Source organism: Pseudomonas sp. G(2018) (assembly GCF_005502415.1).
Lineage (GTDB): Bacteria > Pseudomonadota > Gammaproteobacteria > Pseudomonadales > Pseudomonadaceae > Aquipseudomonas.
In genome coordinates this window covers 133,088-147,449 of sequence record NZ_SCOO01000008.1, presented here as the reverse complement: position 1 = coordinate 147,449, position 14,362 = coordinate 133,088, and the positions used below count along the sequence as shown (strand labels likewise).

Sequence of the window (14,362 nt, the reverse complement as noted above, 5' to 3'; positions counted from 1 at the left end):
GTTCTCCATCAGGTGACGACCTGGTACTGAAAGCGATCCGAACGGCTGGTGGACTGCGCCAGCTCCACCGCACGGCCATCGCGATCACGGGAAAGGGTGAACACACTCAGCGCCGGCAAGTGCCGGGGCATCATCAGCAACGCGGCTTCTTCGCGGTTGGGTAAACGGGCGCCGATCAGGCTCTGGGTACGGGTCAGCGGCAGATCGCGTTCACTCAGGTACTGGCGCAGGGAGCCGCCGGTGTAGTCCGCCAGCAGTGGCGCGTAACTGGCGCAGTAGCGATGGCGAATCAGGCTGACCGGTTGCCCGTCGAGCTTGCGCAAGGTCTGCAATTCGATCATCGGTGCCATCTCGACGAGTCCCAGATGCTGCGCCTCTTCACGGCTGGCGAAGCAGTAACGGCGCTTGAGCAGCACCGCTTCGACCCCCAGGCCCTGGGCCGACAAAGACTGGCTGTAGGCACTGTCGGCTGCCATCGGGTAAATCAGCGGTCGCTCCAGCACTTGGGTGCCCTTGCCCTGGCGGCGCAACAGGCTGCCTTCGAACACCAGCTCATCGATGGCGCGACGCAGGGTATGGCGGTTGACGCCGAAGCGTTCGGCCAGCTGCACCTCGGCGGGCAGGAAGTCTCCGGCGCGGTAGTCAGCCAACTCGCGGCGCAGAATGTCGGCGAGTTCGCGGTACACCGGCTCATCTTGTCTAGACAACTGCATGCTTAAAAAAAGCGCCCAAGGGCACCCCTCCGAAAATCAGATGAACTGCTTGCGCAGGCGTTGCGAGAGGATGTCGATCAGGCTGACCACGACGATGATCACCAGCAGCACGGCGCAGGTCTGCACAAACTGGAAGGCGCGGATGTTCTCCCACAGGATCACGCCGATCCCGCCGGCACCGACCATCCCCACCACCGTCGCCGAACGCACGTTGGCCTCGAAGCGGTACAGCGCATAGGAAACCCACAGCGGCATCACTTGCGGAATCACGCCGTAGATCACCTCCTGCAAGGCACTGGCTCCGGTGGCGCGAACGCCTTCTACCGGACCTGGATCAATCGCTTCCACCGCCTCGGCGAACAGCTTGGCGAGTACCCCCGTGGTGCTGATCCACAGCGCCAGCACACCGGCAAACGGTCCAAGCCCGACTGCCACGACGAACAACATCGCAAAGACCATTTCGTTGATCGAGCGGAAGGCATCCATCACCCGGCGCAGTGGCTGGTGAATCCACCAGGGGGTGATGTTTTCCGAGCAGAGAATGCCCAGCGGCACCGAGCAGACAATCGCCAACACCGTGCCCCAGAGGGCGATTTGCACGGTGACGATCATTTCCTTGAGGTAGGCGCGCCACTCATGGAAGTCCGGAGGAAAGAAATCCGCGGCAAAGGTCGCCATGTTTCCCGAATCGCGGTACAGCGCCATCGGATTCATTTCGGCGCCGTGCCAGGCCCAGGCCAGCAGGACCAGAAACAGGCCCCAACCGGCGTACTGCGGCCAGGTGCGCTTGCCGACAGCTTCAGCGTGCAGAGTGGTCATAAGGGTTCTCTAAAAATGGCGCGGCACTTGAGAAATGTCTGGTGCAAAAACCTTGTGGGAGCGCGTCGTGAATCAACCGGCGTCGGCGGTCTTCTTGGCGGTCTTCTCAAGCAAGGTGATGCGTTCTTGCAGCTTGGCCAGTTCGGCATCGATCTCGGCGAGTTTCCTGGCCTTGTCCGCCGCTTCAAGCTTGGTGTCGGCGCTGATCGTGGTGCGCTGCTTGAACAGCTCCAGCTGGCGGATCGGCAACAACTGGTCGTCACTGGATTTCAGGAACTTGCCCAACTGCATGCCCGCGAGTACGGCTTTCTCGGCTTCGGTGTCGCCGTAGCTGAAGATGAAATCGCGGATCCTGGTTTTCTCGCTGTCGCTCAGAGCCTTGCTCCACACCAGCGGATCGGCTGGGATCAGCGGCGATTTCCAGATCACTTTCAGCAGTGCAGCCTTGTCAGGCTGGGTGACTTCCAGGCGATCCCAGCTTTCGGTGTTGAAGGTCGCCACGTCCAGTTGCCCCTTGGCCACACTCAGGGCGTTGACCTCATGGCTGGAGTTGAGGGTGCGTTTGAACGCGGTGGCCGCATCGACGTTGTTCTTGGCGAACACGTAGTAGCCAGGCACCAGGTAGCCCGAGGTGGAGTTCGGGTCGCCGTTGCCGAAGGTCAGGGTCTTGGCATTTTTCAGCATGTCATCGACGGAGTTGATCGGGCTGTCCTTGCGCGCGATCAACACGCTCCAGTAACCGGCGGCGCCGCTGGCGGCAGCGGTCTGGGCGAAGATTTCGCCGTTGGAGCGGTCCACCGCTTCGATGGCGGCCTTGTTGCCCAGCCAGGCGACGTCGACCTTGTTGAAGCGCATGCCCTGTATCAGGCCGGCATAGTCGGAGGCGAAGGTGGCGTTGATCTTCAGGCCGGTCTGCTTCTGCATGTCATCGAGAAACGGCTGCCAGATGCTCTTGAGGTTCTGCGACGACTCGGTGGACATGATGCCGAAGTTGATGGCTTTTTCTTCAGCCTGGGTGGTGCCCAGCACACAGCTGGCGAGCAGTGCTGCGCCAGCAAAAACGCGACCGATACGGTTCAACATGGAAAGGTTTCCTGAGGGGGAACGGTTGGGAAATTCGAGGTCATCACGCACGCGCCAGCACCAGCCGGGGCGCGGCTTCGGCGGGGCGAATCTGATCGGAACACATCAGGCTGGTGTCGATGCCGGCACCGTACAAATCGTTGAGGAACTGGCTGCTCAGCTCGGCGGCGCGGCCATCGAAATGAATCCGCCCGCCCTTGAGCGCCACGGCACGCGGGCAATAGCGCGTGGCGTAATCGACTTGATGCAGGGTCACGACCACGGTCTTGCCGTCACGACGGTTGATGTCAGCGAGGATCTCCATGACCTTGCGCGCGGACTCAGGATCGAGCGACGCAATCGGCTCATCCGCCAGGATCACTTCAGCACGCTGGGTCAGGGCCCGGGCAATCGCCACGCGCTGCTGCTGACCGCCCGACAGGGTCGAGGCCCGCTGCAAAGCCAGATCGGCCAGGCCGACACGGTCCAGGGACTCCAGGGCGAACTGTTTCTCCTCGGCGTTGAACAGGCACAAATTGCCACGCCAGCGCGGCATGCGACCCAGGCAACCGAGCAGCACGTTGTCGAGTACGCTCAGGCGATTGACCAGGTTGAACTGCTGAAAGATGTAACCGATATCGGCCCGCAAGCGCCGCACCTTGCCATTGAGCCGTCCGCTGGCCTGCACTTCCCGCCCCAGCACCTTAATGCTGCCGCCGTTATTGCGATCGCAACAGGCCAGGCCCGCGAGGTGGCGCAACAAAGTGGACTTGCCGGAGCCGGACGCGCCGATCAGCGCGACCATCTCACCGGCCGCGATGGTCAGTTCGAGGTCGACCAGTGCGGTCTTGCGCGCAAAGGTCTTGTTCAGATGATCGACATGGATAGCTGCGTTCATGGGCTTCTCTGTCTGGTTGAACAGCCGTCCATGGCCGTATTTGAGTTCAACCGACTTTAGGCACGGGGCATGTCAGCCCTATGACTCGCACATGTCGCTGGATTAACTATTTGATGAAGGTTTTGTGAAAGGTTGAGCAGGTGGGAGCGATGGAGAACTTGTGGGAAAACCTGCTCGCGAAGGACGTCAACGATAACGCGCCCTGTCTGAGTGAACGCGTTGTCCGGGCGTTTTTCGCGAGCAGGCTCGCTCCTACAGTGTTCAGCGATGGCCCAGCCAATACCTTTCTGCACCCAAGAAAAAGGCGACCCGAAGGTCGCCTCTTGCGCTACTGCCCGAATTTGCGTCCCAATCCACCCGGCACCCCATGGATATCCGTATCTTCCCAGGGTCCCTTAGGACTGATCGACCGGCTCCAGCCATTATCCCAGCGGTAATAAGTGCGCTGGCGATAAAAGGTATTGGGCTGATCATCAAGCACATACACACCCAATTTCGGATCCCAATGGCTATTGCCCCCCGGCGGCGGCGCGAAGCTGGCGGAGGTACGCGGCAACGGTTTGGCAGGCTTGGCCGGGATGCTCGGTTTGCTCGGGGTCGGCGAGGTAGACGGCGTAGGTTTTGGCTGCGACGGCGGGATCGGCGGCAGTGACGTCGGCTCGGGCCGTTGAACCGCACAAGCGCTCAACCCTAAAACCATACTGAGCAGAGTGATACGAGCGATGGCGGTCATAGAGGCATTTCCTGTTATTTGTCCGGGCTGTCGATGGTCAGTTTTTGCGGCGCGGTGGTGCTGCTGGCCAGAGGCTGGCTGCGGCCGATCCACTCGCCGGCCGTTGGTTTGCCGGCACGGGAGATGCGCGCAACCAGTTGGACTTCAGGGAAGTTCGACAGTTTCAACTGCGGCATCATTGCGTCGGCATCGCCCAGTTCAACGGTTGCCGGCAAGTCCGCCACGGTCAGGCGCTTGGCCGCCAGCGGCGCGGGTGGGCCAGAGGTGGCGCGAGCAAAAATGAACACGCTGTCACCCGGCTGGACCTTGGCTTTCAGGTCAGCCGCCAGGTCCACCCGGACCTTGAGCAACGCAGCAGTCTTGGCTACCGGGGCCGCGGCCACCTTGCCACCGCTGGCCACCAGTTTCTCGGTGGCGCGGTCAATACCGCCCTGCAGCGCGATACGGGATTTGTCTTCCGGTGGCAGTTGCTCCAACAGGCGATTCCAGTAATCGATGGCCTCCTGATAACGCTGGCCTTCGAACGCCGCGATGCCCAGCAGGCCGAGACTGGTGACTTCCTTCGGATCGGCTTTCAACGCTTCGTCGGTGAGCGCCTGAATCTTGTCCGACCATTTCTTGCCATCGGCGAAGTACTGGGCCTGAGCCCATTGCCCCAATAGTTCAGGCTGGCGCCCGGCCACGGCGACGGTGCGTTCGAAGATTTTCGCCGCGTCGCCAGGACGATCCTGAGTCATGTAGGTGCGGCCAAGGAAATACAACGCCTCGGCGGAATCCGGCTGCGCCGCTACCGCGCGCTCCAGACGCCGGGTCATCTCTTCCATCGACTGTGGCGCCTGGGAGAATTCCCGGGTCAGCTCGACTTTGTCGCTGGCACCGAAATGCAGGTACAACCCAAGGCCCAGCACCGGGACCAGGATCGCCGCCAGCAACGGCGCCGGTTTGCCCAGGCGCGATACCCGTGGCGCGGCAACGCCTTCGGTATCGGCGAGCAACTCCCGGGCGGCTTCGGCGCGACCGGCGTCCATTTGTGCGGCATCGAGAACGCCTTCTTCCTGCTGAGCCTGCAACTCAGCCACACGTTCTTGATACAGCGCCACGTTCAGGGCGGTCCGATCCTCTTCGAGCTGGGCACGACGACTGCGCAGAATGGGGATCAGCAGAAAACTCAGGGCCACCAGAAGCAGCAGACCAGCAGCAAGCCAGAAATCAATCATTCTTGGTTTTATCCAACAGTTGGTCGAGGCGCTCGCGCTCCTCGGCAGAAAGCTCATCCTTGGTGGCGGTGCGTTGCACGCGCCGACGGCGGACAATCACCGCAATGATCACAACACCACCGAGCAACAGGCCGGCGGGGCCGAACCAGAGCAGTGCGGTCTTGGCGTTCAGGGCCGGTTTGTAGCGGACGAAATCACCATAGCGATCGACCATGAAGTCGATGATCTGCTGGTTGTCCTTGCCCTCGCCGAGCATGCGGAAGATTTCTTTGCGCAAGTCGGCGGCGATCGGCGCGTTGGAGTCGGCAATGTCCTGGTTCTGGCACTTGGGGCAACGCAGTTCTTTGGTCAACTCGCGAAAACGCTCGCGATCCCCTTCTTTGGCAAACTCATAGGTGTCGATGGCGGCGTGAGCCACCCCGGCCATGCTCAAGCCCAGAACGACAGCGGCGATCCAGCGCTTCATGGCTTGGCCTCATCGACCAGCGCCTGATACTTGGCCGCCAGTTTTTCACGCCAGACCTGCTCGTCGATCACCCCGACGAACTTGTCGCGGATGACACCCTTGGCGTCGATGAAGAAGGTTTCCGGCGCGCCGTATACACCGAGGTTCAGGCCCAGGGAGCCTTCATCGTCGCGGATGTCCAGTTGATACGGGTTGTGGAAATCCTTCAGCCACTTCAAGGCGTCGGCGTTGACGTCCTTGTAGTTGATGCCGTAGATCACCACGCCCTTCTCGGCCAGTTTGTTCAGCACCGGGTGCTCGACCCGGCAGGAAATGCACCAGGTGCCCCAGACGTTGACCAGCGCCGGTTTGCCGAGGATATCGGCACGGGTCAGGGTCTTGTCGCCCTGCACCGCCGGCAGGGAAAACTCCGGGAATGGCTTGCCGATCATCGCCGAAGGCAACTCAGCCGGGTCCAGGTACAGACCGCGATACAGGAAAACAGCGACCACCAGAAAAATCGCCAGTGGCAACAGCATCAACCAACGTCTCATGCAGTAGCTCCCGACATGCCCAGCGCCTCACGCACGCGGCTTTTCACCTTGACCCGATAACGCCGGTCCAGCGCTGCCAGCAATCCGCCAAGTCCGGTCAGCAAGCCGCCGAACCAGATCCAGCGCACGAACGGTTTGACGTGAACGCGCACCGCCCAGGCACCCTCGCCCAGCGGTTCACCCAGGGCGACATAGAGGTCACGGGTAAAACCGGCGTCGATCCCGGCTTCGGTCATCACCGAATTCTGCACGGTGTAGAGGCGTTTTTCCGGGTGCAGCACGCTGACTTCCTGGCCGTCCTTGATCACTCGCACGGTGCCCTTGTCGGACGTGAAGTTCGGACCTTCGAAGTGCTTGGCGCCTTCGAACACGAACTGATAACCGCCCAACGCCATGGATTCGCCCGGTGCCAGGCGCAGATCGCGCTCGGCACTGTTCTGGCTCGACAGCACCACGCCCAGGGCGCAGACCGCAATGCCCAGGTGCGCGACCTGCATACCCCAGTAGCTGCGGGTCAGGGTCGGCAGGCCTTTGATCAGGCCCTTGTGCCGGGTCTTGTCGAAGATGTCTCGCACACCGGCCAGCAACACCCAGGCCGCGAGCATGAAGGTCGCCAGCACCGCCCAGTTGAAATCGCCGTAAGCGACACCGGCCACCACCGCCAGCGCAGCACTGCCGAGCAGTACCGGCGCCAGCATGCTCAGCAGCCACTTAACCGGGGTGTCTTTCCAGCGCACGATCACGCCGACCGCCATCACCAGCATCAGCAACGCCATCAACGGAATGAACAACGCGTTGAAGTACGGCGGGCCGACCGACAGCTTGGCGCCGGTCATCGCATCGAGAATCAGGGGATACAGGGTGCCGAGCAGAATCATCGACGCCGCCACCACCAGCACCAGGTTGTTGCCCAGTAGCAGGGTTTCCCGGGACCAGAGGTTGAAGCCGACCTGGCTCTTGACCACCGGCGCACGCAGGGCGAACAGCGTCAGCGAACCGCCGACCACGAACAGCAGGAAAATCAGGATGAACACGCCGCGCTCGGGATCGGAAGCAAAGGCGTGAACCGACGTCAGTACGCCGGAGCGCACGAGGAAAGTTCCCAGCAAGCTCAACGAGAACGCAGCGATGGCCAGCAACACGGTCCAGCTCTTGAACACGCCACGTTTTTCCGTGACCGCCAGCGAGTGGATCAGCGCAGTGCCCACCAGCCAAGGCATGAAGGAAGCGTTTTCCACCGGGTCCCAGAACCACCAGCCGCCCCAGCCGAGTTCGTAGTAGGCCCACCACGAGCCGAGGGTGATGCCGATACCGAGGAAGGCCCAGGCGACGATGGTCCACGGACGCGACCAGCGCGCCCACGCCGCATCGAGGCGACCGCCCAGCAGTGCGGCGATGGCGAAGGCGAAGGCCACGGAGAAACCGACATAGCCCATGTAGAGCATCGGCGGGTGCACAATCAGGCCGATGTCTTGCAGCAGCGGGTTAAGGTCGCGACCGTCCGCCGGAATCTGCGGCAGGATGCGTTCGAACGGGTTCGAGGTGAGGATCAGGAACAGCAGGAAACCAATGCTGATCATGCCCATCACCGCCAGCACCCGCGCCAGCATCACTTGCGGCAACTGCCGGGAGAACACCGACACGGCGAAGGTCCAGCCACCGAGGATCAGTGCCCAGAGCAGCAACGAACCTTCGTGTGCGCCCCACACGGCGCTGAATTTGTAGTACCACGGCAACGCGCTGTTGGAGTTGCTGGCCACATAGGCGACAGAGAAGTCGTCGGCCATGAACGCGTAGGTCAGGCAACCAAAGGCGAACAGCAGAAAGGCGAACTGGCCCCACGCGGCCGGCTGGGCCAGGCTCATCCACAAACGGTCGCCACGCCAGGCGCCGAGCAAGGGCACTACGGCCTGTACCAAGGCAAAACACAGCGCCAGAATCATGGCCAGGTGGCCCAGTTCTGGTATGAAAAGCACTGGAATAAAAATGCCGGAAGTCATCATCAACCCTCCTTGGCGGGTGTGGGGGCGGATTGACCACTGTCTTTCAACGCCTTGGTCACTTCCGGCGGCATGTACTTCTCGTCGTGCTTGGCCAGCACTTCATCGGCCACCACCACGCCATCGGCATTGAGTTTACCCAGGGCGACGATGCCCTGCCCTTCGCGGAACAGGTCCGGCAGGATGCCGCGATAGGTGATGGTCACGGACTTGTTGAAGTCGGTGACGATGAATTTGACGTCCAGGGAATCGCCGGAGCGCTGCAACGAGCCGGCCTCGACCATACCGCCGGCGCGAATGCGCGTGTCATGGGGCGCTTCGCCGTTGGCGATCTGGGTCGGGGTGTAGAACAGATTGATGTTTTGCTGCAGGGCGCTCAGGGCCAGGCCGACGGCAGCGCCGACCCCGACCAGAATCGCGAGAATGATGGTAAGACGCTTTTTACGCAGCGGATTCACTTGCCGTTCTCCCGGCGCAGACGACGCGCCTCTTGTTGCAGATACCGCTTGCGGGCCAGGATCGGCGCCGCCACGTTGAGGGCCAGTACCACCAGGCAAATGCCGTAGGCCGACCAGACATAAAGGCCGTGATGGCCCATGGCGATGAAGTCGCCGAATGAAGCAAAACTCATCGAGCGACCTCCAGGCTGTTCTGAACTTCGGCTTTCACCCAACTGGCCCGCGCCTCGCGCTTGAGCACTTCAAGGCGCATGCGCAGCAGCAACACGGCGCCGAAGAAGCAGTAAAACCCGAGTGCCGTCAGCAGCAGCGGCAGCCACATTTCAGCGGGCATCGCCGGTTTTTCGGTGAGGGTAAAGGTTGCGCCCTGATGCAGGGTGTTCCACCACTCCACCGAGTACTTGATGATCGGGATATTGATCACGCCGACAATTGCCAATACCGCGCAGGCCTTGGCCGCACTGTCACGATTGCTGATAGCGTTGCCCAGCGCAATGAGACCGAAGTACAGAAAAAGCAGAATCAACATGGACGTAAGGCGTGCATCCCAGACCCACCACGACCCCCAGGTCGGCTTGCCCCAGATTGCACCGGTGACCAGCGCCACGGTGGTCATCCAGGCACCGATGGGCGCCGCGCATTGCAGGGCGACATCGGCCAGTTTCATTTTCCACACCAGCCCGACGACGCCGCACACGGCCAGCATCACATAGATGGACTGCGCCAGCATGGCGGACGGAACGTGGATATAAATGATGCGAAAGCTGTTGCCTTGCTGATAGTCCGGCGGCGCGAAGGCCAAGCCCCAGACTACACCGATGGTGATCAGCAGTAAGGCTGCGATGCTCAACCACGGCAGCATCTTGCCGCTGATGCCGTAGAACCACTTGGGTGAGCCGAGCTTATGAAACCAGGTCCAGTTCATTACTGTTTCCATCACGGTTGCCGCTCCTCATCACGAAGCAGCCAAAAGGGTCAGCCTTTCTTCAAAAGAAGTGATCAATTTTTGATCAGGCCTCATTATTATTCGCCGACGCTGATCTTCAGGCCAGCGGCTATTGCAAAAGGTGTCAGGGTTATCGCCAGGGCGGTCAGGCTACCAAGCCACAAGAGATAACCGGTCGCCGGCATGCCCTGCAGGGCTGCCTGCAAGGCGCCACTGCCGAGAATCAACACCGGGATGTACAACGGCAGAATCAGCAACGCTAGCAACAGGCCACCGCGCTTCAAACCGACCGTCAGGGCCGCGCCCACCGCACCGAGCAGGCTCAGCACCGGTGTACCCAGCAATAAAGAAAGCAGCAACACCGGCAGACAGGCGGCAGGCAAACCGAGCATCAACGCCAGCAAGGGAGCGAGCAAAACCAGTGCCAGGCCGGAAAACGCCCAGTGTGCCAGCACCTTGGCCAAAACCAGAAGAGGCAGGGGGTGCGGCGAAAGGACCCACTGTTCCAGCGAGCCGTCTTCGAAATCACTGCGGAAAAGCCCGTCCAGCGAGAGCAAAACCGATAAAAGGGCTGCCACCCAGACCAGTCCCGGGGACAAGGTTTGCAACAATTGAGACTCGGGACCGACCGCCAAGGGGAACAGGGAAACGACGATGGCGAAAAACACCAGCGGATTGGCCAGCTCCGCGGGACGGCGGAACAGCAGACGGGCCTCACGGGCGACCAACAGGCCAAAAACACTCATACGGCCCATTTCCCCAGATCAATGTCACGATAGCTGGCCGGCATGCGGCTCAGTGTGTGGTGGGTGGTCAACACCACCATGCCGCCGCGTTCGCAGTGGCCGGCCAGGTGTTCTTCCAACTGCGCCACGCCTTGCTTGTCGAGGGCGGTGAAGGGTTCATCGAGAATCCAGAGCGGCGGGCTGTCCAGATAAAGACGCGCCAGTGCAACACGGCGCTGCTGCCCAGCGGATAGCGTGTGGCAGGGAACATCTTCAAAACCGCGCAATCCGACCGCTGCCAGGGCTTGCCAGATGGCTTCGTGGGAGGCTGGTTGATGCAGGGCACAGAGCCAGCTGAGGTTCTCTTCCGGCGTCAGCAGATCCTTGATCCCCGCCGCATGACCGATCCACAGCAGGTTGCGCGCCAGTTCCGTGCGTTGTTCGTTGAGCGGTTGGCCATTGAGCAGCACTTGACCGGCCGTCGGGTGCATCAGCCCCGAAAGCAGGCGTAACAGACTGGTCTTGCCACTGCCGTTTGGGCCACTGATTTGCACCATTTCGCCACTGGCCAGTCTCAAATCGAGATTTTCGAAGAGCAGCCGAAGGTCTCGCTCACAGGCAAGGGCAACGGTTTGCAGGACAGGACTGGTCAAGGGTTCACGGGCCTTATACGGTTCAAGTCGGCTCTGGCGCGGCCGTTAAAGAGATGCAGAATAGATGTATTGGCGGCCCGAACTAGCGAGCTGCGTCAAATAATTGCAATGTTTCCGGCACTCTGTATACAACGCGGCGGCATTATACATGCCCTTTCCTACTCTAAAGAGTGCATTTTCCCAAGGTTGTGACCGCGTATGACAGGCGAAATGAACATCCTCCCGCTACCGCAGACCACCCCGGCGACCACGCGTCCGCTGGCGGTCAGTGGCGAATTGCTCAAGCTGCTGACACCCATCGAGGGCCTGATCACTGCCGGTCAGACGGCCAAGGCCGAGGTGTTGTCGCTCAAGCAGGCGGATCAGACTTTTCAGCTGCTGCTCAAGGTCACCCTTGATAGCGGACGCCAAACCACAGTCCAGGCCACCAGCAACCTGCCGTTGGCCCAGGGTACAAGCATCGCGGTCACCCAGCCTTCAGCAGGGAACCTGGCCGTCACGGTGCAACAGGCCATCGCCTCCAGCGTCGCCACCCTCACCCGCCTAGACACCACGCAGTTGCCGGTCGGCACCCTGTTGCAGGGCAAAGTGCTGACCTCCCAGGTGTTGCCGCAAGTGCCGGGGCAACCGACGGTATTTCGCTCGATGGTCAGCCTGCTCAATACTGCCTTGAGCGGCAGCACCTTGAGCATCGACAGCCCACAGCCATTGCGCATCGGCACCTTGCTCAGCGCCCAGGTGCAGGACACCCAGACCTTGAAGTTCGTGCCCTTGAGCAGCCGCCAGGAGCAATTGGCGGTGACCCAGCAACTGGTCGGCCAACAGAGCCGTCAGGGATCGCTGGATGGTTTGCTCAAGCTGCTGCAAAACCTGCCAGCTTCAAATCAGACCTCAAGCGACTTGCGCGTGATCGTGGACAAATTGCTCGCCGGCCTGCCGGACGTACAGCAACTGAGTTCCCCCAAAGGTTTGGCCCTGGCACTGGCCAGCAGCGGCGCGTTCCTCGAAACGAAACTGCTGACCGGGCAGAACCCGGCGCTCGCGCCCGACATGAAGGCCGATCTGCTCAAGCTGATTGCGCAACTGACGCCAGGGCTGCCCGCCAGCACCAACCTCAGCGCGATCATCGCCGCCAACACCCTGGCCCAGGCCATGCCGAGCTTCGTGCGCAATGCCCTGGGCATGCTCGGGCAAGTCAGTGCCAAACCGTCGCCCACCGGCTTCCCGCTGCCCGAGCGCCTGTTGCAGAACGCCGAAGGCGAAGATGATCTCGAACACCTGCTGCGCCTGGCCGCGGCAGCGGTTTCACGCCTGCAGAGCCATCAACTGTCAAGCCTGGAGCAGACCGGTGTTACCAGTGACGGCCGCCTGATGAGTACCTGGCAACTGGAAGTTCCGATGCGCAACCTGCAGGACATCGTGCCGTTGCAGATCAAGTTCCAGCGTGAAGAAGCGCCAGACAAGGAACAACCCCATGAACGCCGTGACGAGCGAGAGCCCAAGCAACAACTGTGGCGCGTCGAGTTGGCGTTCGATATGGAGCCGCTGGGGCCGATGCAGATTCAGGCACAACTGATCAAGGGCTGTCTCTCCAGCCAGCTCTGGGCCGAACGGCCGTACACCGCCAGCCTGATCGAAAACAACCTGGCCGCACTGCGTCAACGCCTGCAGGCCTCGGGGCTGAACGTCGGCGATCTTGATTGCCATCAGGGCAAGCCGCTTCAAGGCCCGCAAACCCGTCTCGAACAACGCTGGGTCGACGAAACCGCATGAAAAACCCCAACGCCCCCCGCCAGGCCATCGCCCTCAAATACGACGGCGCCCACGCCCCTACCCTCACCGCCAAGGGTGATGAAGAACTGGCTGAAGAAATCCTGCGGATCGCCCGCGACTATGAAGTGCCGATCTACGAAAACGCCGAGTTGGTGAGGCTGCTGGCGCGCATGGAACTGGGGGACAGCATTCCGCAGGAGTTGTACCGCACGATTGCGGAGATCATTGCGTTCGCGTGGAATCTGAAGGGCAAGTTTCCGGCGGGGCAGGATCCGGATGTGCCTATGCTCGAGAAAGACATCACCGATCGCGGGGATGATTACTGAGGGTTCGAAGACGCCATCGCGAGCAGGCTCGCTCCCACAGGGGGCTGGCGGTGTCCACGCCGATCCACTGTGGGAGCGAGCCTGCTCGCGAAAGCAATCTTAGCCAAATCGCAAAAAATCAGTTCTTGTGCAGCTTACTCATCAACTCCGCCTCAGCCTGGGTCAAGCCGCAGGACTGGGTCAGCTCGTCGACGCTCGCGCCCATTCCCACCAGTCGCGCCGCCTGGGCGAACGACAGGCTGGTAGGATCGCGTTGTTCCACGCGGGTGAGCCGGTCCGGCAACGGCGCGACGATCGCGCGCAGTTCGTACAGGTCTTCACCCATGCGCACGTTGCCGTTCTGATAATCATCCACGCTTTTGGCCAGGTCCTTGATGCGCTGATCACGCAGCGCATCGCCCTGGGCCTGTTGCGCGGCGATCTTCCGTTGATCGCGAATGTACGCCAGAAACATCGCCAGCGTGCCTGCCCAAAACAGGAACAGGACAATGACCGCAACCTCGAGAATCAATCAGATACTCTCCAGTTCCGACCATTCTTCTTCGCTCATCATCTTGTCCAGTTCGACCAGGATCAGCAGTTCGTTGTTCTTGTTGCACACGCCTTGAATGAACTTGGCGGATTCTTCGTTACCGACGTTTGGCGCGGTTTCAATTTCCGACTGGCGCAGGTAAACCACTTCGGCCACGCTGTCGACCATGATCCCGACAACCTGCTTGTCGGCTTCGATGATGACGATACGGGTGTTGTCGCTGATTTCGGCATTCATCAAGCCGAAGCGCTGACGGGTATCGATCACGGTGACCACGTTACCGCGCAGGTTGATGATGCCCAGCACGTAGCTCGGGGCACCCGGCACCGGGGCGATTTCGGTGTAGCGCAGGACTTCCTGAACGCGCATCACGTTGATGCCGTAGGTTTCGTTGTCCAGCTTGAAGGTTACCCATTGCAGGATCGGATCTTCGGACCCTTTTGCCGCCGTCGCCTTATCATTCATACCCTGACCCCTCGAAAAACCGCCCTGGCGGTGTGTGTTCGGT

General features: G+C 61.1%; 18 protein-coding genes. 2 read left to right on the top strand and 16 right to left on the bottom strand.

The genetic code is table 11. The annotated features are described in order from the left end of the window. Window positions 1-8: 8 nt before the first annotated feature. The 14 genes from phnF to ccmA form a co-directional block, all read right to left on the bottom strand. Window positions 9-713, bottom strand: a complete 705-nt coding sequence (gene phnF / locus FFS64_RS11050; RefSeq protein ID WP_137805409.1) for a phosphonate metabolism transcriptional regulator PhnF — start codon at window positions 711-713, stop codon at window positions 9-11. Between the two features lie 36 nt (window positions 714-749). Further along, a complete protein-coding gene (phnE, locus tag FFS64_RS11045; RefSeq protein ID WP_034146313.1) occupies window positions 750-1,532 on the bottom strand; it encodes a phosphonate ABC transporter, permease protein PhnE in 783 nt (260 codons plus the stop codon). 72 nt (window positions 1,533-1,604) lie between these two features. Continuing rightward, window positions 1,605-2,615 (bottom strand): phosphonate ABC transporter substrate-binding protein, encoded by a 1,011-nt coding sequence (gene phnD, locus FFS64_RS11040; protein ID WP_137805408.1) that lies wholly within the window; start codon window positions 2,613-2,615, stop codon window positions 1,605-1,607. A 43-nt stretch (window positions 2,616-2,658) separates the two neighbouring features. Beyond that, the gene (gene phnC, locus FFS64_RS11035; RefSeq protein ID WP_137805407.1) at window positions 2,659-3,492 is read right to left on the bottom strand and encodes a phosphonate ABC transporter ATP-binding protein; all 834 of its coding nucleotides are present in this window, start codon (window positions 3,490-3,492) and stop codon (window positions 2,659-2,661) included. Window positions 3,493-3,820: 328 nt separating this feature from the next. Beyond that, a complete protein-coding gene (locus FFS64_RS11025; RefSeq protein ID WP_137805405.1) occupies window positions 3,821-4,225 on the bottom strand; it encodes a hypothetical protein in 405 nt (134 codons plus the stop codon). A gap of 14 nt (window positions 4,226-4,239) precedes the next feature. Continuing rightward, on the bottom strand, window positions 4,240-5,442 hold the full coding sequence (gene ccmI, locus FFS64_RS11020) for a c-type cytochrome biogenesis protein CcmI (protein WP_137805404.1): 1,203 nt from the start codon (window positions 5,440-5,442) through the stop codon (window positions 4,240-4,242). Further along, a complete protein-coding gene (locus FFS64_RS11015; protein ID WP_137805403.1) occupies window positions 5,435-5,908 on the bottom strand; it encodes a cytochrome c-type biogenesis protein in 474 nt (157 codons plus the stop codon). The genes ccmI and FFS64_RS11015 overlap by 8 nt, the downstream gene beginning before the upstream one ends. Beyond that, complete coding sequence (locus FFS64_RS11010) at window positions 5,905-6,441, bottom strand: DsbE family thiol:disulfide interchange protein (RefSeq protein WP_095195693.1); 537 nt, start codon at window positions 6,439-6,441, stop codon at window positions 5,905-5,907. The genes FFS64_RS11015 and FFS64_RS11010 overlap by 4 nt, the downstream gene beginning before the upstream one ends. Then, entirely contained in the window at window positions 6,438-8,441 is a 2,004-nt protein-coding gene (locus tag FFS64_RS11005) for a heme lyase CcmF/NrfE family subunit (RefSeq protein ID WP_137805483.1), read from the bottom strand. The genes FFS64_RS11010 and FFS64_RS11005 overlap by 4 nt, the downstream gene beginning before the upstream one ends. Window positions 8,442-8,443: 2 nt before the next feature. Next, window positions 8,444-8,899, bottom strand: a complete 456-nt coding sequence (gene ccmE / locus FFS64_RS11000; protein WP_137805402.1) for a cytochrome c maturation protein CcmE — start codon at window positions 8,897-8,899, stop codon at window positions 8,444-8,446. Next, window positions 8,896-9,072, bottom strand: coding sequence for a heme exporter protein CcmD (ccmD, locus tag FFS64_RS10995; protein WP_057398391.1), 177 nt, complete (start codon window positions 9,070-9,072; stop codon window positions 8,896-8,898). Before ccmD ends, ccmE begins: the two co-directional genes overlap by 4 nt. Continuing rightward, window positions 9,069-9,824, bottom strand: coding sequence for a heme ABC transporter permease (locus tag FFS64_RS10990; RefSeq protein WP_137805401.1), 756 nt, complete (start codon window positions 9,822-9,824; stop codon window positions 9,069-9,071). The genes ccmD and FFS64_RS10990 overlap by 4 nt, the downstream gene beginning before the upstream one ends. Window positions 9,825-9,922: 98 nt before the next feature. Then, window positions 9,923-10,591, bottom strand: a complete 669-nt coding sequence (gene ccmB, locus FFS64_RS10985) for a heme exporter protein CcmB (protein WP_007983326.1) — start codon at window positions 10,589-10,591, stop codon at window positions 9,923-9,925. After that, window positions 10,588-11,223: a cytochrome c biogenesis heme-transporting ATPase CcmA gene (gene ccmA / locus FFS64_RS10980; protein ID WP_095195696.1), complete on the bottom strand. Its 636-nt coding sequence runs from the start codon at window positions 11,221-11,223 to the stop codon at window positions 10,588-10,590. Before ccmA ends, ccmB begins: the two co-directional genes overlap by 4 nt. A gap of 198 nt (window positions 11,224-11,421) precedes the next feature. On the opposite strand from ccmA, the gene FFS64_RS10975 reads away from it, so the two are divergent. Both FFS64_RS10975 and FFS64_RS10970 read left to right on the top strand, forming a co-directional pair. Beyond that, window positions 11,422-12,996 (top strand): flagellar hook-length control protein FliK, encoded by a 1,575-nt coding sequence (locus tag FFS64_RS10975; RefSeq protein ID WP_137805400.1) that lies wholly within the window; start codon window positions 11,422-11,424, stop codon window positions 12,994-12,996. Continuing rightward, window positions 12,993-13,322: an EscU/YscU/HrcU family type III secretion system export apparatus switch protein gene (locus FFS64_RS10970; RefSeq protein ID WP_137805399.1), complete on the top strand. Its 330-nt coding sequence runs from the start codon at window positions 12,993-12,995 to the stop codon at window positions 13,320-13,322. The genes FFS64_RS10975 and FFS64_RS10970 overlap by 4 nt, the downstream gene beginning before the upstream one ends. 118 nt (window positions 13,323-13,440) lie before the next feature. Here the strand turns inward: FFS64_RS10970 and FFS64_RS10965 are convergent, their stop codons facing one another. Together FFS64_RS10965 and FFS64_RS10960 are read right to left on the bottom strand one after the other, a co-directional pair. After that, a complete protein-coding gene (locus FFS64_RS10965; RefSeq protein WP_137805398.1) occupies window positions 13,441-13,833 on the bottom strand; it encodes a DUF2802 domain-containing protein in 393 nt (130 codons plus the stop codon). After that, window positions 13,834-14,319 carry a chemotaxis protein CheW gene (locus tag FFS64_RS10960; protein WP_007980742.1) on the bottom strand — a complete coding sequence of 162 codons (486 nt, stop codon included), beginning with the start codon at window positions 14,317-14,319 and terminating at the stop codon, window positions 13,834-13,836. Window positions 14,320-14,362 lie beyond the last annotated feature (43 nt).

Coding starts and splice junctions, on each gene's coding strand:
- phnC (WP_137805407.1), bottom strand. CDS start 3,492: ATGAACGCAGCTATCCATGTCGATCATCTGAACAAGACCTTTGCGCGC.
- phnE (WP_034146313.1), bottom strand. CDS start 1,532: ATGACCACTCTGCACGCTGAAGCTGTCGGCAAGCGCACCTGGCCGCAG.
- ccmI (WP_137805404.1), bottom strand. CDS start 5,442: ATGATTGATTTCTGGCTTGCTGCTGGTCTGCTGCTTCTGGTGGCCCTG.
- phnF (WP_137805409.1), bottom strand. CDS start 713: ATGCAGTTGTCTAGACAAGATGAGCCGGTGTACCGCGAACTCGCCGAC.
- FFS64_RS11005 (WP_137805483.1), bottom strand. CDS start 8,441: ATGACTTCCGGCATTTTTATTCCAGTGCTTTTCATACCAGAACTGGGC.
- FFS64_RS11025 (WP_137805405.1), bottom strand. CDS start 4,225: ATGACCGCCATCGCTCGTATCACTCTGCTCAGTATGGTTTTAGGGTTG.
- FFS64_RS10990 (WP_137805401.1), bottom strand. CDS start 9,824: ATGAACTGGACCTGGTTTCATAAGCTCGGCTCACCCAAGTGGTTCTAC.
- ccmB (WP_007983326.1), bottom strand. CDS start 10,591: ATGAGTGTTTTTGGCCTGTTGGTCGCCCGTGAGGCCCGTCTGCTGTTC.
- FFS64_RS11010 (WP_095195693.1), bottom strand. CDS start 6,441: ATGAGACGTTGGTTGATGCTGTTGCCACTGGCGATTTTTCTGGTGGTC.
- FFS64_RS10960 (WP_007980742.1), bottom strand. CDS start 14,319: ATGAATGATAAGGCGACGGCGGCAAAAGGGTCCGAAGATCCGATCCTG.
- phnD (WP_137805408.1), bottom strand. CDS start 2,615: ATGTTGAACCGTATCGGTCGCGTTTTTGCTGGCGCAGCACTGCTCGCC.
- FFS64_RS10975 (WP_137805400.1), top strand. CDS start 11,422: ATGACAGGCGAAATGAACATCCTCCCGCTACCGCAGACCACCCCGGCG.
- FFS64_RS10970 (WP_137805399.1), top strand. CDS start 12,993: ATGAAAAACCCCAACGCCCCCCGCCAGGCCATCGCCCTCAAATACGAC.
- ccmD (WP_057398391.1), bottom strand. CDS start 9,072: ATGAGTTTTGCTTCATTCGGCGACTTCATCGCCATGGGCCATCACGGC.
- FFS64_RS11015 (WP_137805403.1), bottom strand. CDS start 5,908: ATGAAGCGCTGGATCGCCGCTGTCGTTCTGGGCTTGAGCATGGCCGGG.